We start from the raw sequence: 19,275 nt of genomic DNA on the forward strand, positions 1-19,275 counted from the left end.
CCTTATGCCCTGGTGCGTCGCGCCGCAGCCTGAGTGATCCGGTCGAACATGACTCCGAGCAGTACGATGGCGAGTCCCGCCGCCAGTCCCTTCCCGTACAGCTCTCCCTGCGAGAATCCGGCCACGACGTCGTAGCCGAGGGCGCCGGCCCCTACCAGGCCGCCCACAACAACCATCGACAGCACGTAGATCAGACCCTGGTTGGTCGCGAGAGTCAGGGCGCTGCGTGCCATCGGCAGTTGAACCTTGGTGATGATCTGCCAGGTGTTGCACCCGGCGGAGGAGGCCGCCTCCACGGTGGTCGCCGGCACGTTCCGCACGCCGTCGGCGATGATCTTGATCGCGACGGGCGCGGCATAGACGACGGCCGCGACGATGGCGGTGAACCTGGTGGCGCCGAAGAGCGCGAGGAACGGCACGAGATAGACGAACGGCGGCATGACCTGCGCCGCGTCCAGGGTGGGCCGGACGACCCGGTCGACCAGCGCGCTGCGGCCCATCCACACGCCGAAGGCGACGCCGAGCACCATGACCAGCACGGTCGCCACGACGGTCGATGCCAGCGTCGTCATGCTGTCCGACCACAGACCGGTGCCGACCAGCAGGCCCACGCACACGGCCGCGGTCACCCCGGCGCGCCAGCCGCCGAGCACCACGCCGAGGCCGACCAGGACCGCCGCGACCAGCCACCACGGGGAGTCGGTGAGCAGGGTCTGGAACGGGTTCAGCAGACCGTTGGTGATGGCGTCCCGGAAGGCGTTGGTGAGGCCCGACAGATGGTCCTGCATCCAGGTGGTGGCCGTGTCGGCCGCGCTCGCGATGTGGCTTCCGGTGCTGCCCCCGCCGGGGAACTCGGCCGCCCAGACGTAGGTGTGCGAGAGATAGACCAGGACGGCCGCAGCGACTCCGCCCGCCCCCAGCAGCGGCCGGCGCCACTTCAGGAACCGGTCGCCCGAGCGCCGGGCCGCCTCGTCGCGTGCGGCCGCCGCCGTGGTGACCCGGTCGAGCACGATGGCCATGACGACGATGGCGAGACCGGCGTTGAAGGCCGTGCCGACGTCGAGCGACTGCAGCGCCTGGACGACGGTCTTACCGAGTCCGGGAGCGTCGATCAGGGCGGCGATGGTCACCATGGCCAGGGCGGCCATGATGGTCTGGTTGATACCCATGACCACGGTGCGCTTGGACAACGGCAGCAGGACCTTGAGCAGTTGCTGCGTTCGCGTGGTGCCCAGCGAGTCGGCCGCCTCCGCGGTGGTCCGCGGTACGGAGCGGATGGCGTGCGCGGTGATGCGGATGGCGGGCGGTGCCGCGTAGATGACCGTGGTGATCGTGGCGGAGGCGCCGCCGATGAGGAAGAACAGGGTCAGCGGGGCGAGGTAGACGAAGGTCGGCATCGTCTGCATGAAGTCCAGGAAGGGCGTCATGATCCGGTTGAACCGGTCGGAGAGGCCTGCCCACACGCCGAGCGGGATACCGATGAGCAGCGCCACGAAGACCGCCGACAGGGTCAGCGCCAGCGTGTCCAGGCTCTCCTGCCACAGGCCCTGCAGCCCGAGGAAGGTGAAGCCGGCCACGGCCAGCAGGGCGACCCGCCAGTTGCCCACGGCCCAGGAGACGTAGCCGGTGAGTCCGACCACGCCGAGCCAGCCGATCTGGGGGACCGGACGGCCGTCGGTGGGCTGGGAGATCAGCGACTGGATGAAGGTCACCAGGTTGTCGATGACCAGGCGGATCTCGTTGAAGAAGTAGAGGAAGAGCGGGTTGGAGTTGCGGTCGGCGCCGATCGTGTCGTTGACGTCGTTGAGCCAGCGGTGCAGACCCGTGAGGTCGGCGGCGGCGAGGGTCAGCGTCTGCCTGCCGCGCAGCGCGGCGAAGAGCACCAGCCAGACGATCAGGATCGCCGCCAGCACCATGGGGCGGCTGACCTTCTCGCGCAGGGGCGCGACCGGCGCGGTCGCGTCGGCGGCGACGGCCATCACGCACCGCCCTGCTGTCCGGCGACGACGGAGAGGATCTCCTCGTCACCGACGATGCCGAGCAGTTTGCCGTTCTCGACGACCTTGACCGGCTTCTCGGCGGCCAGCACCACGCGGGTGGCCTCGCGCACCACGACGTCCGGTCCCAGCTCGGGGCCGTCGAGGGCGTCGTCGGGCTCGACGGGGCGCATGATCCAGCGCAGGGTCAGTACGTCGCCACGCGGCACGTCCTGGACGAAGTCCCGTACATAGTCGTCGGCGGGGGCCCCGACGAGTTCGTCGCCGGTGCCGCACTGCACCATCTTGCCGTCGCGCATGATGAGGATGCGGTCGCCGAGCTTGAGGGCCTCGGAGAGGTCGTGGGTGATGAACACCATGGTCTTGCCGACCTCGTGGTGCAGCCGGATGACCTCGTTCTGCATGTCGCGGCGGATCAGCGGGTCGAGCGCGGAGAACGGCTCGTCGAAGAAGAGCACGTCCGGGTCGCCGGCGAGGGCGCGGGCGAGGCCGACGCGCTGCTGCATACCGCCGGAGAGCTGGTCGGGATAGGAGTTCTCGTATCCGGCCAGGCCGACCAGTTCGACGACCTCCATGGCCCGCTTGGTGCGCTCCGCCTTGCTCATGCCGCGGATCTCCAGGCCGAAGGCCACGTTGTCGACGACCCTGCGGTGGGGCAGCAGACCGAAGTGCTGGAAGACCATGGAGAACTTGTTGCGCCGCAGTTCGCGCAGCCGCCTGGGGTCGGCGCCCCGGATGTCCTCGCCCTCGAAGACGATCTCGCCCGCGGTGGGTTCGATCAGCCGGGTGAGACATCGCACCAGGGTGGACTTGCCGGAGCCGGACAGGCCCATGACGACGAAGACCTCACCGGGCGACACCTCGAAGTTCACGTCGCGCACGGCGGCGGTGCATCCGGTGCGGTCCATGAGCTCGCGGCGGGTGAGGCCGCACAACTCCTCGGAGTCCGGGACCTGGTCGGCCTTCGGCCCGAACACCTTCCACAGCCGGCGCACGGAGATGACCGGGGTGCGGTCCTGGGGTTCCTGGGACGTGTCGCGCCGCTGCGACACCTCGGTCTGTGCTGGGGTCACGATCGACCTCTTTTCGGCGTTCAGCCGCGGAACCAGTGCTGCGGCCGGGGTTGGATGTTCTGCCAGACGTGCTTGGGCTCTCGGTACTCGTCCAGACCGGTCGGTCCCAGTTCCCGGCCCACGCCCGAGTGCCCGAACCCACCCCATTCCGCCTGCGGCACGTAGGGGTGGTAGTCGTTGATCCACACCGTGCCGTGGCGCAGGCGGCGCGCGACCCGCTGGGCCTTGCCCGCGTCCTGCGTCCACACGGCCCCGGCGAGTCCGTACTCCGTGTCGTTGGCGATACGGACGGCGTCGTCCTCGTCACTGAACCGCTCGACGGTGAGCACGGGACCGAAGGACTCCTCGTGCACCACGCGCATGTCCTGCCGGCACTCGTCGAGGACGGTGGGCGGGTAGTAGAAGCCGTTCGCCAGCGCGGGGTCGTCGGGCCGCTCGCCGCCGCAGCGCACTACGGCGCCCTCGGCGAGGCCCGTGGCGACGTACGCCTCGACCTTCTCCCGGTGCTGCGCGGAGATCAGCGCACCCGTCTCGGCCTCGGGGTCGAAGGGCCCGCCGAGGCGGATGAGCCGGGCGCGGCGGACGAGTTCGTCGACGAAGGCGTCGTGCAGGGAGTCCTCGACGATCAGCCGGGCGCCGGCCGAGCAGACCTGCCCGGAGTGCAGGAAGACGGCGGTGAGCGCGAAGTCCACGGCGGTCTCGAAGTCCGCGTCGGCGAAGACGACGTTCGGGTTCTTGCCGCCGAGTTCCAGCGCGACCTTCTTCACCGTCGCGGCGGCGGTGGCCATGATGTGCCGTCCGGTCTGCAGGCCTCCGGTGAACGACACCATGTCCACGGCCGGGTGCTCGGACAACGGCGCACCGGCCTCCGCTCCGGCGCCCAGCACCAGATTGGCGGCGCCGGCCGGGAGTCCGGCCTCGTGCAGGGCCCGCATCAGCAGGATCGAGGTGGAAGGCGTCAGCTCACTGGGCTTGAGCACGACCGTGTTGCCCGCGAGGAGGGCGGGGGCGACCTTCCAAGAGGCCTGCAGCAGCGGGTAGTTCCACGGGGTGATCAGTGCGCAGACGCCGACGGGCTCGTAGGTGACCCGGCTGAGGGCGTCGTCACGGCCGGTGTCGACCACCCGGCCGGCGCTGGTGCCGGCGATGCCGCCGTAGTAGCGGAAGCAGGAGACGACATCGGCGATGTCGTACTCGCTCTCCACCAGGCGCTTGCCGGTGTCGAGCGACTCGGCGCGGGCGAACTCCTTGGCGTCGCGCTCGATGATGCCGGCGGTGCGCAACAGCAGCGCGCCGCGCTCACGCTCGGGGGTGTGCGGCCAGGGGCCGGCGTCGAAGGCCCGGCGGGCCGCGGCGATCGCGGCCTCGGTGTCGGCGCGGGTCCCCTCGGACACCGTCGCCACCACGGTGCCGTCCGCCGGGCAGCGGATCTCCCGGTGACCTCCGGCCACCGCTTCGCGCCATTCTCCGTCCACATACAGGTCTGCCACGCGCGGAGCCCTTCGACCTAAATTCGTTGCGCATCGTGCATCGAATTGCTTGTGAGGGAACCCTGGCCGACGCACCGGGATACGTCAAGGGGTCCCGTCGTTTTCACAAGGGCCGAACGTCCCTGTCTGGACCGCCGACAGTCCTCGGCTGAAACATGTTGCGCATCGCTCACCAAGTTGCATATTGCGCACCGATGGAGCCCTGTGCATGCCCACTGGATCGCAATCCGGCCGTGAGTCATGAGGGTCCACTTCGACGTGTCCGATCCGGACACCGGCCTGGAACATCTGCGTTACCGGTTCGGCCACCGTCTGAACGACCTGCCCTTCCACTGCCGCACCGGCGCCCTGGGCGCGAAGCCCTGCCAGCAGACGTACGCGCGCGGGCGCGGGGCCGGAATCATGGGATTCCGGCCCCGCTCTCGTACGACGCCGTGTATACGGGCTGGGTTCGGCGGTCCTCGCCTCCGGCCCCAGCCGATGTCTCCGGCCCCGGCTGACGCCTCTGGCCTCGACCGAGCGGCATGCCCGGCCGATCAGACCGGATCGCGCTCGCGGCCGCCCCACGAGGGTCTGCCCAGCTCGCCGAGTTGGCGGACGCGGCCGAGCGGCGCCCGCAGGGCCCCGGCGCCCAGGGCCTACCCGGCCTGCTTCTGGGCGTCGCGGTGACGGTAGTACGCGGCTTCGGAGGGAGCGAGCGGCTCGTTGCCGAGGATCAGGTCGGCCGCCTTCTCCGCGACCATCATCACGGGCGCGTAGATGTTGCCGTTGGTGACGTAGGGCATGACCGAGGCGTCGACGACCCGTAGCCCCTCCAGGCCGTGCACCCGCATGGTCAGCGGGTCGACGACGGACATCTCGTCGGTGCCCATCTTGCAGGTGCACGAGGGGTGCAGGGCGGTCTCGCCCTCCTTGGCGACCCAGGCGAGGATCTCCTCGTCCGTCTCGACGGAGGGTCCGGGCGAGATCTCGCCGTCGTTGTACGGGGCGAGCGCGGGCCGGCCGAGGATCCGGCGGGCCACGCGGATCGCCTCGACCCACTCCCGGCGGTCCTGCTCGGTGGAGAGGTAGTTGAAGCGCAGCGCCGGGTGCTCGCGCGGGTCCTTGCTCTTGATCTTCACGGAGCCGATGGCGTCGGAGTACATGGGCCCGATGTGCACCTGATAGCCGTGTCCGCCGGACGGCGAGGAGCCGTCGTAGCGGACCGCGACCGGCAGGAAGTGGAACATCAGGTTGGGGTAGTCCACGTCCTCGTTGCTGCGGGCGAAGCCGCCGGCCTCGAAGTGATTGGTGGCCGCGGGGCCCTTCCGGAACAGCCACTGGAGCCCGATGAAGGGGGCGCGCCACTTCGCCATGTACGGCTGCATGGAGACGGGCTGCCTGCAGGCGTACTGGACGTACACCTCCAGGTGGTCCTGCATGTTCTCGCCGACGCCCGGCAGGTCATGGACGACGTCGATGCCGAGGGCGGACAGCTCGGCGGCGTTGCCGACGCCGGAGAGCTGGAGCAGTTGCGGGGAGTTGATCGCGCCACCGCACAGGATGACCTCACCGGCCCGGACCTGCCGCGGCGCACCGCGTCCGTGCTGGTACTCGACACCGACGGCACGCTTGCCCTCGAAGAGGACCCGGTTGACGAAGGCGCGGGTCCTGACGGTGAGGTTGGGCCGCTTCCGGACCGGCTTGAGGTACGCCTTGGAGGCCGAGAGACGCCGTCCGCGATGGACATTCCGGTCGAACTTCGCAAAACCTTCCTGCCGATAGCCGTTGACGTCGTCCGTGGGCGCGTAGCCCGCCTCCTCGGTGGCCTTGAGGAAGGCACCGAAGAGCGGGTTGGTGGCGGGGCCGCGCTCCAGGACGAGGGGGCCGTCATGGCCGCGGAACTCGTCGTCCGGGTCGGCCGCGAGACAGTTCTCCATGCGCCGGAAGTACGGCAGGCAGTGCGCGTAGTCCCAGGTGTCCATGCCGGGGTCGGCGGCCCAGCGCTCGTAGTCCATGGGGTTGCCGCGCTGGAAGATCATGCCGTTGATGCTGCTGGAGCCGCCCAGCACCTTGCCGCGGGCGTGGTAGATGCGCCGGCCGCCCATGTGGGGTTCGGGCTCGGACTCGTACTTCCAGTCGTAGAAGCGGCTGCCGATGGGGTAGGTCAGCGCCGCGGGCATGTGGATGAACACGTCCCAGGGGTAGTCGGACCGCCCCGCCTCCAGTACCAGCACCCGGTTCGCCGGGTCGGCCGAGAGCCGGTTGGCCAGTGCGCTGCCGGCTGATCCACCGCCGACGATGACGAAGTCGTAGTGCAGGGGAGCCATGGTGCCTCGTCTCGCTCGCTCGCGCCGTCGATACGCGAGGCATGCTAATACGGGTATCGCTATACGCACCAGGTTGCGAACCGCGCAACTTGCAAGGCCTTCATTTCGTCCCGGTTACTTGCAAGTGCGTTGTTTACTGCGCGTATAGTTTCGCTATGAGCAACTTCAGTCCGGATACCGAAACAAACGGTTCCCCGGCCGGCGGCGTCCAGTCCGTCGACCGGGCCATCAGCGTCCTGGAGATCCTGGCCCAGCGCGGCGAGGCGGGTGTGAGCGAGGTGGCCGCCGAGATCGATGTTCACAAGTCCACCGCGTTCCGGCTGCTCGGCGCCCTGGAGGCGCGCGGTCTGGTGGAGCAGGCGGGCGAGCGGGGCAAGTACCGGCTCGGCTTCGGCATCGTACGCCTGGCGGGCGCCGTCACGGGACGCCTCGACATCACGCAGCAGGGCCGCCCGGTCTGCGAGCGCCTGGCCGAGGAGATCGGCGAGACGGTCAACATCGCCGTCATGCAGGAGCACTACGCGATCAACCTCTACCAGGTGCGCGGCCCGGCCGCCGTCGCCGCGCACAACTGGGTCGGGGAGCTCACCCCGCTGCACGCCACGTCGAGCGGCAAGATCCTGCTCGCCCACCTCCCGGCCAAGGAGCGTGCCGCGCTGCTGTCGGAGTCCGGCCTGAAGAAGGTGACCCCCCACACCCTGACGGCCAAGGCGAAGCTGGAGAAGAACCTCGCCGAGGCCCGGGAGCGGGGCTACGCCTGGACGCTGGAGGAGCTGGAGATCGGTCTGCACGCCATGGCCGCGCCGGTCCGCGACCGGGACGGCGAGGTGATCGCGGCGATCAGCGCTTCCGGGCCCTCGTACCGGTTCACCGAGGAGCGCATGCACGAGCTCGCTCCGGTGCTGGTCAACGGCGCCGAGGAGATCAGTCACCGGATGGGCTACCTCGGCTGAGCAGCCCGCGTGTGCTCCGGACGCCGGGCGCTCCGGAGCGCGGGCCCCGGGCATACGGCCCGGGTCACTCCGGCTGCCGGGTACCGAGGCGCTCGTGCACCCAGCCGTGGAAGGCGCCGATGTGGTGCTCGCTGGGCACGAGAACACCGCCCTTGGCGTACAGCCGTGAGCTCATGCCGGGCTGGGTGCGTTCGCAGGCCTCGAAGTCCTGACGGTTGACCCGGTCGAAGAGTTCCACGGACCGGCTGACGTCCTTGCCGCTCTCCACCACACCGGGCAGGTAGAGCCAGTCGCACTCGACGATCGTGCGGTCGGCGGCCACCGGGTACATACGGTGGAAGATCACGTGGTCGGGCACGAGGTTGATGAAGACCTGCGGCTTGATGGTGATCGCGTAGTAGCGGCGGTCCTGGTCCTCGGACACCCCGGGGATGCGGTCGAGGCCCTGGGAGCCGTCGACGGTGAACCCCTGGACCTCCTCGCCGAACTCGGCGCCATGGCCCACGTAGTACTGGGCGGCGTAGCCGTCGGCGAACTCGGGGAGCACCTCGGTCAGTTCGGGGTGGATCGTGGCGCAGTGGTAGCACTCCATGAAGTTCTCGACGATGAGCTTCCAGTTCGCCCTGACGTCGTAGACGATCCGCTTGCCGACCGCGAGGTCGTCGATGCCGTAGTGCTCGATCGACTCCACGTCGCCGAGGCGGGTGATCACCTCGCCGATGACGTCCTCCTCGAAGGAGGGCGGGTCCTCCGCCAGGCAGACCCAGACATAGCCGAGCCATTCGCGGGCGGCCACGCCCACCAGGCCGTACTCGGTACGGCCGACGTCGGGCATCTTGGTGAGGTTGGGCGCCGCGACGAGCCGGCCGTCGAGGTCGTACGTCCAGGCGTGGTACGGGCACTGGAAGGCGCGCTTGACCTCGCCGGTCTCCTCCGTGCAGAGCTTGGCTCCCCGGTGCCGGCATACATTGAAGTACGCACGGACGGCGTTATCACGCGCACGGGTGACGAGGATGCTCTCGCGGCCCACGTCGACGGTGCGGAAGGCGCCGGGCTTCGGCAGGTCGGAGGCGCGAGCGACGCAGAACCACATCGTCTCGAAGATGCGCTCCTGCTCCTGGGCGAAGATGCCCGGATCCGTGTAGGCGGAGCCGGGGAGGGTGGCGATCAGGCTGTCCGGCAGGTTTGTCGAGGTCACGCTGCACTCCTCGGGAAACGTCGTGGATCGGTCTTTCACCCGCCGGGAAGAGCGACTTCGGACGGCGTCGGGCATGGGGCGTTGCACTTGTCAGGGCGCGGCGGCGCTCAGCTGCTTGCGCCAGCGGGTGAACAGCCGGGGCTGGTTCATCCCGAGTACGGCGACCGGTCGGCCGGCGCGCCGGTAGACGGCCAGGAAGCTGCGGTCGCCGGTGGAGCCCTCCTCGACCGTCACGCTGTCGGCACCGGCGGCATGGCCGACGAACTGGATCTTCACGCCGTACTGGTCGGACCAGAAGTACGGCGGCCGGGGCGCGCCCGGTTCCGTCGCGCCGTGGGAGAGCAGGGCGGCAATGGCGGCATCGGGGCGTTCCAGCGCGCCGGTCCAGTGCTCCACGCGCCGGTGCGTACCGGTGTGCGGGTCGTACCAGTTGGCGCAGTCCCCGACGGCGACCACGCCGGCCAGGCCGGTGCGGCCGTCGGCGCCGCACTGCACGCCGTTGTCGAGTGCGAGGCCGGACCCCTCCAGCCACTCGACGCAGGGGCGCGCCCCCACCCCGACGACGACCGTGTCGGCGGGAACGCTGCGGCCGTCCTCGAGCAGCACGGCGTCGACGCGGCTCTCCCCGCTCAGCCCCTTCACCCCGACACCGCACCGGAGCCGTACGCCGTGGTCGGCGTGGAGGGCGGAGACGATGCCGCCCATGGTCTCGCCGAGCGGCCCCGCCAGGGGTGTCGGCGCCGCCTCGACGACCGTGACATCGAGTCCGAGGGCGTACGCGGTGGAGGCGACCTCGGCGCCGATGAATCCGCCGCCGATCACCACCAGCCGCCCGCCGCGGGCCAGTTCGTCCCGCAGGGCACGGGCGTCGTCCAGGGTGCGCAGCACGTGCACGCCGGCCAGGCCGTCGGTTCCGGGCAGCGTGCGCGCCGCGGCGCCCGTCGCGACGACCACGCCGTCGGCCCGGATCTCCCGGCCGTCGGCGAGCCGGATCGCCCGCTCGGTGCGGTCGAGCCCGGTGGCGCGGTTGCCGAGCACCCACTCCGCCGCCAGGTCCTCGTCGTCCCGCTCCAGTGCCAGATCCGCTTCGCCGATGGCACCGGACAGGAACTCCTTGGACAGCGGGGGCCTGTCGTAGGGGCGGTGCGGCTCGTCGCCGATGACGACCAGCCGACCGTCGTACCCCCGTTTCCGCAGCGAGCGCGCGGCCGACAGACCGGCCAGCGAGGCGCCCACCACGGCCACGGTCCTCACGCGGGACCTCCGGCCAGGCGGGACGCGACACAGGGCGGCAGGTTGGGAGCGTCCGTGGACACCCGCACGTAGATCATGTCGTCCTCGACGACGACCTCGTGCGTGCGGACCGGGAGTTTGGCCGGCGGGGCGTCGACGGCACCGGTCCTCAGGTCGAACTTGGAGGCGTGCAGCGGGCATTCCACCTCGCAGCCCTCCAGCCAGCCGTCGGCGAGCGAGGCGTCCTGGTGGGTGCAGGTGTCGTCGATGGCGAAGAGCTCGCCGTCATCGGTGTGGAACACCGAGACCGGCGGGTCGATGTCGAGCCGGTGGGCCTCGCCTCGCGGCAGATCCGCGAGACGGCACGCGGGAATCATCATGACACCTCGGTGCGTATAGCGAAACGGATTGCGATTAGCGCAACGCCAGTCTGCGGGCCGTCCCGAACCGTTGTCAAGGCGTCCAAGGGCTGGTTCGAAGCGGCTGCGACGGCGGTTCTCCGGGCGCGTCGGAGCGTCCCGGACAACGCGGTTGAGCAGGGAGAACGGGCGCCGCACAGGTGCGGCGACGGCCTCGCCGCCGACCGCGGCGCACAGGGCGCCGTCAGCGGGGCGGGGCCGTCGCGGACGGTCAGAAGCCTCGGTCGATCCACTCCTGGAGGTGCGGCGCCTCGGCACCGACGGTGGTCGTCTCCCCGTGACCCGTGTGCACGACGGTGTCGTGCGGCAGCGTGAGGAGACGTTCCCCGATCGATTCGACGATGGTGGGGAAGTCGCTGTACGACCTTCCCGTCGCCCCGGGACCGCCCGCGAAGAGCGTGTCGCCGCTGAAGAGCGCGGTGAGGTCCGGCGCGTACAGACAGACGGCCCCGGGGGCGTGACCCGGGGTGTGCAGCACGGTCAGCGGGGTCCCCGCGACCGTGACGGTCTGCCCGTCGGTCAGTTCGCCGTCCGGCGCCCGGTCGGGGTGGGTCTGCTTCCACAGCGGCAGATCGTCGGCGTGCAGCAGGATCGGGGCGCCGGTGCGGGCGGCCAGATCGGGGGCGGCGTCGATGTGGTCGTTGTGGGCGTGGGTGCACAGGATCGCGCGCAGGGCGCGTCCGCCGAGGGCCTGGACGATGGCGTCGGCGTCATGGGCGGCGTCGATGACGACCGCCTCGCTGTCGTCGCCCACGATCCACACGTTGTTGTCCACGTCCCAGGTGCCGCCGTCGAGCGTGAACTGCCCGGAGGTGACCAGGCGTTCGATGCGCGCACCGGCCATCAGAAGACCACCACCGAGCGCAGGACGTCACCGTGGTGCATGCGCTCGAAGGCCTTCTCGACCTCGTCCAGGGCGATGGTCTCCGTCACGAACGCGTCGAGGTCGAGACGGCCCTGCAGATGGAGGTCGATGAGCATCGGGAAGTCACGGGAGGGCAGGCAGTCGCCGTACCAGGACGACTTCAGCGACCCGCCCCGGCCGAAGACGTCCAGCAGGGGCAGTTCCAGCTTCATCTCCGGGGTGGGCACGCCGACCAGCACGACCGTGCCGGCCAGATCGCGGGCGTAGAAGGCCTGCCGGTACGTCTCCGGCCGCCCCACCGCCTCGATCACCACGTCCGCCCCGAAGCCACCGGTCAGTTCCCGGACCGCCTCGACCGGATCGGTCTGCTTGGAGTTGACCGTGTGGGTCGCGCCCAGCCTCCTGGCGGTTTCCAGCTTGCGGTCGTCGATGTCGACCGCGATGATCCTGGCCGCCCCGGCGAGCCGCGAACTGGCGATGGCCGCGCCCCCGACGCCTCCGCACCCGATGACGGCCACGCTGTCACCGCGTCCCACGTTGCCGGTGTTGATCGCGGCTCCGATGCCCGCCATCACCCCGCACCCCAGCAGCCCGGCGGCGGCAGCGGACGCCGCCCGGTCGACCTTGGTGCACTGCCCTGCCGCCACCAGCGTCTTCTCGGCGAAGGCGCCGATGCCCAGGGCGGGCGAGAGCTCGGTGCCGTCGGTCAGGGTCATCTTCTGCTTCGCGTTGTGCGTGTTGAAGCAGTACCACGGCCTGCCGCGCAGACAGGCCCTGCACTGGCCGCACACGGCACGCCAGTTGAGGATCACGAAGTCCCCGGGCGCCACCTCCGTGACCCCTTCGCCCACGGACTCCACCACACCGGCCGCCTCGTGCCCCAGCAGGAAGGGGAAGTCGTCGTTGATGCCGCCCTCGCGGTAGTGCAGATCCGTGTGGCAGACGCCGCAGGCCTCGACCTTGACCAGCGCCTCGCCGGGACCGGGGTCGGGCACGACGATCGTCTCCAGGCTGACAGGGGCGCCCTTGCTCCGCGCGACAACGGCACGAACCTGGTGGGTCATGGCCACTCCTCGGCTGGTACGAGTCGAGACGTTGCTCATTACGGCACACATCTCACGTGTCGCAACACAGCATCCTGGAGCACCGAGCGGCGGTCAAGGATCGGGATGCACCCCGCGACACCGGACGGGGAGCCGCGACGGGAGCGCCCGCCCGGAATCGGACACCTCGATTTCCGGGTACTTGGAACATCTTTTGCTTTGATACCCCATTCGAGTGAAGGGCTCGTCGGATTCCGAACACGTTCCGCAATGTCAAACACGTGATATCCCCCGACCGCGTATTGTGCGAGCCGCCACGGCGCCCCTGGGCTCGGTGATCCATATGGGCGACAAGATGTCCACCTATCCCCTGCCCGACCGGCACGTATCTCGATACGCTGATTTGGTGTGCCTTGTCTTGCCGGGCAACACCTACGGGGCAACAACGGGGGGAGCAAGATTTTGTGTGATCCTACCTCTGCGACAGGCCCGGTCTCCACGTATGCCATAGACCCGGCCTCCACATACGTCATGATGGGCAACTCGCGTTACCACGGCGCCGGACCGCCCGGTTCTCCGCCCCTCACCGCGCGGCCGAACCCGCGACAAGGACGGACGGAGCGGAGCCATTGGGGCTGATTGCGTTACGGGGCAGAGACCGGGCCGGCCCACCGGGCATCGTCCTGGCGGCGTGCGCCGCCGTGGCGGTGGGGGCCGGCATCGGGCTCCTCACCCATCCCGGGGACATCTCGGGCACCCCCGGGTACGACTACACCGCGGGCCTGCTCCTGGCCGTCGGCCTGTACGGCAGCACGCATGACATCGACCTGGGCGAGGCGCGCCGCTCGTTCAAGGCCGTCCTGGTCGCCGTCACCGTCGGTGTCCTCCTCAAGGCGACACTCATCGCGGGTGTCATGATCCTCGCGTTCCACCAACCCGCCTACCTCGTCCTGGGCATGGCCGTCGCACAGATCGACCCGCTCTCGGTCGCCGCGACGCAGGGCAACAAGCGGGTCTCGGCCCGGGCCAAGGCCATCCTCTCGATCTGGGCGTCGTTCGACGACCCCATGACCGTCCTGCTCACCGTGTACTTCTCCGCCCTCGCCATGCGCCTGGACGGCTCGGCGCACGGCGGCGGCTCGGTGGCGTCCGACACGGCCCGGGTGTTCACCGGTCTGCTCCTCAACATCGCGCTGGCCTACGCCGTACGGCTGCTCTGGCGGCTGATCGTCCGGTGGTGGCAGCGCCGGGAGCACCCGGCGGCACAGGCCGGGGAGACGGAACCGGCCCGGCAGGCGGACGGGGCGCGCTTCCTCGACCTGACCGCCCTCGCGCTGGTCTGCGCCCTCGTACTCGGGGCGGCGGCCCATATGACGGTCCTCTCCGTGGCGCTGGTCGGGCTCTTCGTCCGCCTGGGGCGCTTCGGAAAGGCCCTGGAACGGACGGTCTCCCTGGCTTTCCTCGCCGCCTCCGGCATCCTCGGGGTGGTCCTGTCCTCCGGGCACATCCGGATGGTGCAGGGACTGGTGCTCGGCGCCAGCGCGTTCGCCGCGCAGTTCCTCGTCACGCTGCTCATCGGCCGGCTGCTGGTACGCCCCCGGCTGTCCCGGGCCGACCGCGCCCACCTGGGACTCGGGCAGCAGAACGGCATCACCGCAATCCTGCTGGCCCTCACCCTCGAACCGTCGTTCCCCGGCACCGTCGGGATCGTCGGCCCCGCGATCCTGACCGTCAACGTCCTGCACTACGCGTTCCAGTGGGCACGGGCCGACGAGTGGAGCTGGAGCTGGATCCGCCAGTGGCTGCCGCGCCCGCGAACGAGGGTCTTCCTCCTCCACCTCCCGCGGACGCCATCGTCCGCGTCCCCCGCCCAGGTCGCGGCAATCGCGGCGGTCACGGCAGCGCCCGAGGAGGCTGCCGCACCGGACCACGGCGCGCCGGGGACGGGCGGCACCCGCCGACCCGGCGGAGGCATGACTGCACACTCCGCGGAAGGGGGATCACACAGAGGGGACGGCCGCGCGACCGCACGCACGAGCGTGCGCCGGGACAGCGCCACAGGGAACTGATACACCATCAGCAAACGTTTGTCACACGGTGATTGCCGGTCATTGCCGTAAGGGGGGGGGACCGATGGGCCGAGCGCGGTCGGCGAGGAGCGCACTCCTCCGGTACGACGGCGCGGCGCCGTGGAATCACGCGCCGCCCCGCCCACCGCGGCCCCGGCCACCCGGCCGCAATCGAACACATGACGCACACCACCGGGCGACCCCAGGGGACGAGGCGCCCGGAGCACACGTACGGGGGGACACTCACCATGCCGTTCATCACGTGCAGCCTCTTCGGAACGCCCCCCGAAGACGGCGCACCCCCCTGGCCGACGTTCCAGCCGCTGGCGCCCTGGTACATCCAGGGCCACGAGGACCTGTGGGTGGACATCGAGCACGTGCCGGCAGCCCTTCACACCTTCCGCAGGGAGCTCGGGCGCATGGCCCACACGATCAAGCCGCGCCAGGACGGCCGGGGACACCTGGTCGTGGTCAGCGGACTGCGCGGAACGGGCAAGAGCAGCCTGCTGCACATGTGCGTCCACGAACTCGTCGGGTGGCTCGACGAGGCGGCACAGGAGCCCACGGCGGCCACCGGCCCCGAGGGCGGAGAGGAGCAGCAGTCCTGGTGCCGTCGCGACCCCGCCACGACGGTCCACGTGGTCCCGGTCGGCGGCATCCAGAACAAGGGCGGCGACCTGGAGTCCTCGCGCAGCGGTCGCCGGGAGGCGCCCCAGCTGCACACGGTCACCGAGCGCATCTTCCGCACGGTCGTGGACCAGCTCAACAAGGACCCCGAGTTCGCCGCCGCCCGCGGCCCGAACATCGATTCCCCGGATCACTACCTCGCCTGGCGGGCCCTCACGGACGCGCTGGCCACGACTGGGCGCAGACTCGCCGTGATCGTGCCGCACATCAGGTGGGACAACGACACGTCGGCCTGGGAATTCCTCCGCTTCTGCCACAAGAAGGCCGACCGCGGGGTGGTCTTCTTCGTCGAGACCGAATACACCCGGCTCGAGGCCGAACTGAAGGTGATCTTCGACGAGCGCGAACGCCGTGGCGTCACCCTCCTCAAGACGGACAAACTGGAATCCGCCGACTGGGGAAAGTACCTCCGCCACTGGATGGAGATCGAGGATATTCCGGGCCCGCGCGTCACCATCACGGACGACCTGCTCGAATACGAACCGGCCGCCTGGGTCTTCGTCAGCATCTCGAAATTGCAGGACTGTCTGCGCCGGGCGGCGGAGGAAGCGGTCGACGCGCATGAGGGCCACCTGGGCAGGAAGCGCATGGTGCTCTGGTTCAACCAGAACAAGCCGAATCCCGACGATTTCCTGAAGGAACCACCGAACCTGGCCGATTTCGAACGCGAGCACCCCGACAGTGAAGAGGACCGACGTGATGAGCCCTGACTCCTTTCCGGGCGCGGGAGAAAACCCCTTCCGCGGCAGCACCAGCGTCCAGCTGGAAGGGTTCGACGACACCACTCAGGTAGGAGCAGGGTCGCCCCGTCCCTCGATCAACGTTCCCGGCCGGGTGCACGACGACCTGATGGGACACGTCCGCCGCTACCTCCACCATCCGGGCGGCCGTGAGACGCGCGGCCGGGTGCTGGCCCTCGTCGGCGAGTTCGGGCTGGGCAAGAGCCATCTCGCCGTCCGCGCCACGGAACAGTTCAGGAGCAACACGCCCACGCCCGCGCTGTGGGTGATCAGCCAGCCGTCGGTCGACATGAACTCCGTCTTCCAGCACCGCCTCATGAGTCCCCGTGACAACATCGACGCGATGGCCGACTTCGAGCAGGCCATCACCGACTTCTACGCCGACGTGGCCGCAGAGATCCTGGAGGAGGACGACAGCCAGCGCCTCGGGGCGGCCAAGGACGAGTTTCTGCGCGGGCTGCGCGACCGGCGGCTCGACCCGCAGAAGGTCGCCCGCGCCTTCGACCTGGACGAGGAGCGCATCCACCGCCATCTGCGCAGCCACCTGCGCGGAGTCACCGACCACCGTGCCTTCGCCACCGCGCTCGCCCTGCTCACCAACAAGGACTACCAGACAGACGTCTGGCGCTGGCTGTCCGGCGAGGCCGCGTCCCCGGCACTGCGGGAGCGGGGCGTCATCGCGTCCATCAAGGGCATCCAGGGAGTCTTCGAGGCCCTCTCCGTCTTCAGTCTCGTCTACGGCCAGAGCGGCCGGCCGTACGCGCTCGTGCTCGACGAGGTGGACAAGACCACCAACTGGCCCGACCGGGAGCGGGCGCTGTTTCTCAACGCCTTCGAGATGCTGGTCAACCGCTATCTCAACCAGGGCGGGCTCATGATCTTCTGCGTGCGGCCCGACCTCTGGTCCGCCATGCCCGCGTCCCTGCACGAGCGGGTGCTGCCGCTGTGGCTGGACAGCTGGGAAGCACCTGCGACGCGTCAGCTGATCGCGGAGTACATCCACCAGGGTCTGGAGCAGCCCGAGTCCGGCCCGCCGTACGCGCCGTTCACCGATCCCGCCGTACGGCAGATCGTGACCCTGTCCGACGGGGTGCCCCGCCAGATCCTGCGGATCTGCGAGGGGACGTGGGAACAGGCGGCCGGCGCCGGTGCCCCCGAGATTGGTGTCGAGGCGGTGCACCGGGCGATCCGTACGACACACGAGAAACGGCCCATGGGCGAGGTCGCCCACCGGTTGGAGCGGGTGCTCGCCGGCGACCAGTGGTGGCACAACCTGCCGCCGCGGGGTCTGGGGAACCTGCCCAGGCCACGGGAGTCGGGCGAACCCATGTGGATCGAGGTGACGCGCACGACGTGGATCGCCCTGCTCCCGGTGCCCTCGATCCTCACCACCGGCGATGTCGACGCCATCACGAACTTCCTCAGCCACGCGCGCGACGCGGGGGCCGCCGACGGCATCGAACTTCTCGTCGTGGTCAACGGCCATGCCTGTCGGCAGATGCGCACCCAGGTGGCCACGGCGATCGGCACCGTGCCCCTGGTGCTCGACGACCCCGCCTTTGACGACACGCTCCGCACCAGCGTCAGGAGCCTCGCCGAACGGCTGCGGGCCGGGCGGCGCAACACGGTCCTGAGCAAGGTCTCCAACCGCCTCGACGCGTTGCAGGGACAGCAGCAGACGCTCCTGGAACGCGTCGACGGGATAGAGCTCCTCCTCACCCGCCCCGCCCCGGCCCCCGCTCTCTCCTCCCCGGAGGACGCCTCGGAAGAACGCCTCCCGGAGCCGGTCCGCGCGCCCTTTCGGCGCGCCCGCGAAGCGGTGGACCATCTGCTGACGGACGGCACCGGCCCGCGCCCCAGCCTCACTCCCGTCGCCCGCACCGGCTCCGACCGCCCGCCGCGGCCCCGTCAGGTGTCCGTCGACGCCTCCGCTCTCCAGACGATGGGAGCGGTCGTGGTGGCCCGTCGGCTGCTCGACGCCTTCCGCGAGGCGATCGTCCGCTGGTGGGAGGACGGGTCGGACGGACGGGACCGGGCCGAACTGTTCGCCATCTGCCGCGGCTTCGAGATCTCGGTGGAGTCCCTGCCCCGTCTCGACGACCGCCCGGCCGAGCCGGCGGTTTCCGCGCACCGGACCGGCACACCGGTGCAGGACATGCTCGGGCAGCTCGCGGACGACGTCCTGCGGCGCCTACGCACGGCCGTCAGCGGGGGGCCCGCACCTCTTTGACGAGTTTCCGCAGCCGCTGTTCGGCCACCGCCACCTTCGGCTGCCGGAAGGTGACACCGACGACGAACTCGCCCTCGGCGCCGTCCAGCCAGTGCATGTAGAAGGCGCCCTCGACGACGTCGAGGACGAGCCGCCGGACCGGGTCACGGGTCACGGGCTCGATGATGCTGCCCAGGGTGTCCAGCTCGTTCTGCAGCCGGCAGACCAGGTCGCGGTAGCGCGCCCGCCGTGCCGGGGCGGTGACGCGACCGAAGGTGTCGTCGAGTTCCTGGTGGTCGAAGGTGTCGCCGACGCACACCAGCGACCAGTTGCGGTAGTAGGCCGCGTAGTGCAGGTCGGTCGGATTCAGATGGCGGTGCCAGATGGCCCGCAGCCGGTGCTCCTCCTCCGCGTCACGGGTGAGGACCTGCATGAGCAGCGGACTCTCCGCGACGAACGGCTCGATGACCTCGCCCGGCCTGCCACCGGGCAGCTCGTCGGTCAGATGGCGCTCCTGTCTGATCTTGCTGACCATCCGGTTCATCGCCTCGTCCATCGGGGCGCAGCCGGCGCCGGACTCGCTGATGCCGACCAGATACTGGCCGGAGTGCAGGCGTGAACACTGGATTCCGCCTCCCGCGGTGACCACGAGGGTGCGCATCAGTTCACCGGTGTCGAGCTCCTGCATGGCGTGGTCGATCCGCAGCACCCAGCGGACGAGTCCGCGTCCCGGCCGGCCCTCCGTGTCGGCCTCCTCCTCCCAGGCCAGTCCCCCGGGCAGCGGGACCGCGTCCGGGCGCTGCACGGCGAACGTGACCGTGTGGTCGACGATGTGCGTGATCGACCGGATCTGCGGGCAGTCCCTGGCCGTGGCGCGGCACTCCTTGCTCAGACCGCCGTAGCCCCGGCTGGTCTGCGGCACTATCAGGATCCTGGGATCGCTCACCGCCGCGGAGGCATCCGGGTTCATCTGTGTGCACACTCCTTTCG

At 70.0% G+C, this 19,275-nt stretch carries 14 protein-coding genes; 4 read left to right on the plus strand and 10 right to left on the minus strand.

What is annotated here, in order from left to right:
* Positions 1-2: 2 nt before the first annotated feature.
* From ACIPSA_RS38215 to betA, 4 genes are all read right to left on the minus strand, one after another.
* The gene (locus ACIPSA_RS38215) at positions 3-1,979 is read right to left on the minus strand and encodes an ABC transporter permease (RefSeq protein ID WP_402643388.1); all 1,977 of its coding nucleotides are present in this window, start codon (positions 1,977-1,979) and stop codon (positions 3-5) included.
* Positions 1,979-3,070 (minus strand): glycine betaine/L-proline ABC transporter ATP-binding protein, encoded by a 1,092-nt coding sequence (locus ACIPSA_RS38220; protein WP_402643390.1) that lies wholly within the window; start codon positions 3,068-3,070, stop codon positions 1,979-1,981. The genes ACIPSA_RS38215 and ACIPSA_RS38220 overlap by 1 nt, the downstream gene beginning before the upstream one ends.
* A gap of 20 nt (positions 3,071-3,090) precedes the next feature.
* Positions 3,091-4,560: an aldehyde dehydrogenase family protein gene (locus ACIPSA_RS38225; RefSeq protein ID WP_402643393.1), complete on the minus strand. Its 1,470-nt coding sequence runs from the start codon at positions 4,558-4,560 to the stop codon at positions 3,091-3,093.
* A gap of 638 nt (positions 4,561-5,198) precedes the next feature.
* On the minus strand, positions 5,199-6,869 hold the full coding sequence (gene betA, locus ACIPSA_RS38230) for a choline dehydrogenase (RefSeq protein ID WP_402643396.1): 1,671 nt from the start codon (positions 6,867-6,869) through the stop codon (positions 5,199-5,201).
* A gap of 155 nt (positions 6,870-7,024) precedes the next feature.
* Between betA and ACIPSA_RS38235 the strand changes: the two genes are divergently transcribed.
* Complete coding sequence (locus ACIPSA_RS38235; RefSeq protein ID WP_402643398.1) at positions 7,025-7,822, plus strand: IclR family transcriptional regulator; 798 nt, start codon at positions 7,025-7,027, stop codon at positions 7,820-7,822.
* 64 nt (positions 7,823-7,886) lie between these two features.
* On the opposite strand, the gene ACIPSA_RS38240 is transcribed toward ACIPSA_RS38235, so the two are convergent.
* The 5 genes from ACIPSA_RS38240 to ACIPSA_RS38260 form a co-directional block, all read right to left on the minus strand.
* Positions 7,887-9,020 carry an aromatic ring-hydroxylating dioxygenase subunit alpha gene (locus ACIPSA_RS38240; protein ID WP_402643401.1) on the minus strand — a complete coding sequence of 378 codons (1,134 nt, stop codon included), beginning with the start codon at positions 9,018-9,020 and terminating at the stop codon, positions 7,887-7,889.
* Between the two features lie 90 nt (positions 9,021-9,110).
* Complete coding sequence (locus tag ACIPSA_RS38245; protein ID WP_402643404.1) at positions 9,111-10,274, minus strand: NAD(P)/FAD-dependent oxidoreductase; 1,164 nt, start codon at positions 10,272-10,274, stop codon at positions 9,111-9,113.
* The gene (locus ACIPSA_RS38250; protein ID WP_402643406.1) at positions 10,271-10,633 is read right to left on the minus strand and encodes a bifunctional 3-phenylpropionate/cinnamic acid dioxygenase ferredoxin subunit; all 363 of its coding nucleotides are present in this window, start codon (positions 10,631-10,633) and stop codon (positions 10,271-10,273) included. Before ACIPSA_RS38250 ends, ACIPSA_RS38245 begins: the two co-directional genes overlap by 4 nt.
* Before the next feature lie 250 nt (positions 10,634-10,883).
* Positions 10,884-11,516: an MBL fold metallo-hydrolase gene (locus tag ACIPSA_RS38255; RefSeq protein WP_402643408.1), complete on the minus strand. Its 633-nt coding sequence runs from the start codon at positions 11,514-11,516 to the stop codon at positions 10,884-10,886.
* The gene (locus tag ACIPSA_RS38260; RefSeq protein WP_402643410.1) at positions 11,516-12,601 is read right to left on the minus strand and encodes an S-(hydroxymethyl)mycothiol dehydrogenase; all 1,086 of its coding nucleotides are present in this window, start codon (positions 12,599-12,601) and stop codon (positions 11,516-11,518) included. The genes ACIPSA_RS38255 and ACIPSA_RS38260 overlap by 1 nt, the downstream gene beginning before the upstream one ends.
* Before the next feature lie 608 nt (positions 12,602-13,209).
* Here ACIPSA_RS38260 and ACIPSA_RS38265 point away from each other — a divergent pair.
* The 3 genes from ACIPSA_RS38265 (at position 13,210) to ACIPSA_RS38275 (ending at position 18,306) form a co-directional block, all read left to right on the plus strand.
* The gene (locus ACIPSA_RS38265) at positions 13,210-14,649 is read left to right on the plus strand and encodes a hypothetical protein (RefSeq protein ID WP_402643413.1); all 1,440 of its coding nucleotides are present in this window, start codon (positions 13,210-13,212) and stop codon (positions 14,647-14,649) included.
* Positions 14,650-14,897: 248 nt separating this feature from the next.
* Positions 14,898-16,046, plus strand: a complete 1,149-nt coding sequence (locus ACIPSA_RS38270; protein ID WP_402643416.1) for an ATP-binding protein — start codon at positions 14,898-14,900, stop codon at positions 16,044-16,046.
* Positions 16,036-18,306: a hypothetical protein gene (locus ACIPSA_RS38275; RefSeq protein WP_402643419.1), complete on the plus strand. Its 2,271-nt coding sequence runs from the start codon at positions 16,036-16,038 to the stop codon at positions 18,304-18,306. The genes ACIPSA_RS38270 and ACIPSA_RS38275 overlap by 11 nt, the downstream gene beginning before the upstream one ends.
* Here ACIPSA_RS38275 and ACIPSA_RS38280 read toward each other — a convergent pair.
* Positions 18,281-19,255: a hypothetical protein gene (locus tag ACIPSA_RS38280; RefSeq protein ID WP_402643421.1), complete on the minus strand. Its 975-nt coding sequence runs from the start codon at positions 19,253-19,255 to the stop codon at positions 18,281-18,283. The genes ACIPSA_RS38275 and ACIPSA_RS38280 overlap by 26 nt on opposite strands.
* Between the last annotated feature and the right edge of the window lie 20 nt (positions 19,256-19,275).

The organism is Streptomyces sp. NPDC086549, from assembly GCF_044746205.1.
In the GTDB taxonomy this organism is placed as follows: Bacteria; Actinomycetota; Actinomycetes; order Streptomycetales; family Streptomycetaceae; genus Streptomyces.

What these genes read in the sequence shown, in the direction of transcription:
- ACIPSA_RS38215 (WP_402643388.1), bottom strand. Translation starts at nt 1,979, where the DNA reads ATGGCCGTCGCCGCCGACGCGACCGCGCCGGTCGCGCCCCTGCGCGAG.
- betA (WP_402643396.1), bottom strand. Translation starts at nt 6,869, where the DNA reads ATGGCTCCCCTGCACTACGACTTCGTCATCGTCGGCGGTGGATCAGCC.
- ACIPSA_RS38250 (WP_402643406.1), bottom strand. Translation starts at nt 10,633, where the DNA reads ATGATGATTCCCGCGTGCCGTCTCGCGGATCTGCCGCGAGGCGAGGCC.
- ACIPSA_RS38235 (WP_402643398.1), top strand. Translation starts at nt 7,025, where the DNA reads ATGAGCAACTTCAGTCCGGATACCGAAACAAACGGTTCCCCGGCCGGC.
- ACIPSA_RS38260 (WP_402643410.1), bottom strand. Translation starts at nt 12,601, where the DNA reads ATGACCCACCAGGTTCGTGCCGTTGTCGCGCGGAGCAAGGGCGCCCCT.
- ACIPSA_RS38255 (WP_402643408.1), bottom strand. Translation starts at nt 11,516, where the DNA reads ATGGCCGGTGCGCGCATCGAACGCCTGGTCACCTCCGGGCAGTTCACG.
- ACIPSA_RS38270 (WP_402643416.1), top strand. Translation starts at nt 14,898, where the DNA reads ATGCCGTTCATCACGTGCAGCCTCTTCGGAACGCCCCCCGAAGACGGC.
- ACIPSA_RS38275 (WP_402643419.1), top strand. Translation starts at nt 16,036, where the DNA reads ATGAGCCCTGACTCCTTTCCGGGCGCGGGAGAAAACCCCTTCCGCGGC.
- ACIPSA_RS38280 (WP_402643421.1), bottom strand. Translation starts at nt 19,255, where the DNA reads ATGAACCCGGATGCCTCCGCGGCGGTGAGCGATCCCAGGATCCTGATA.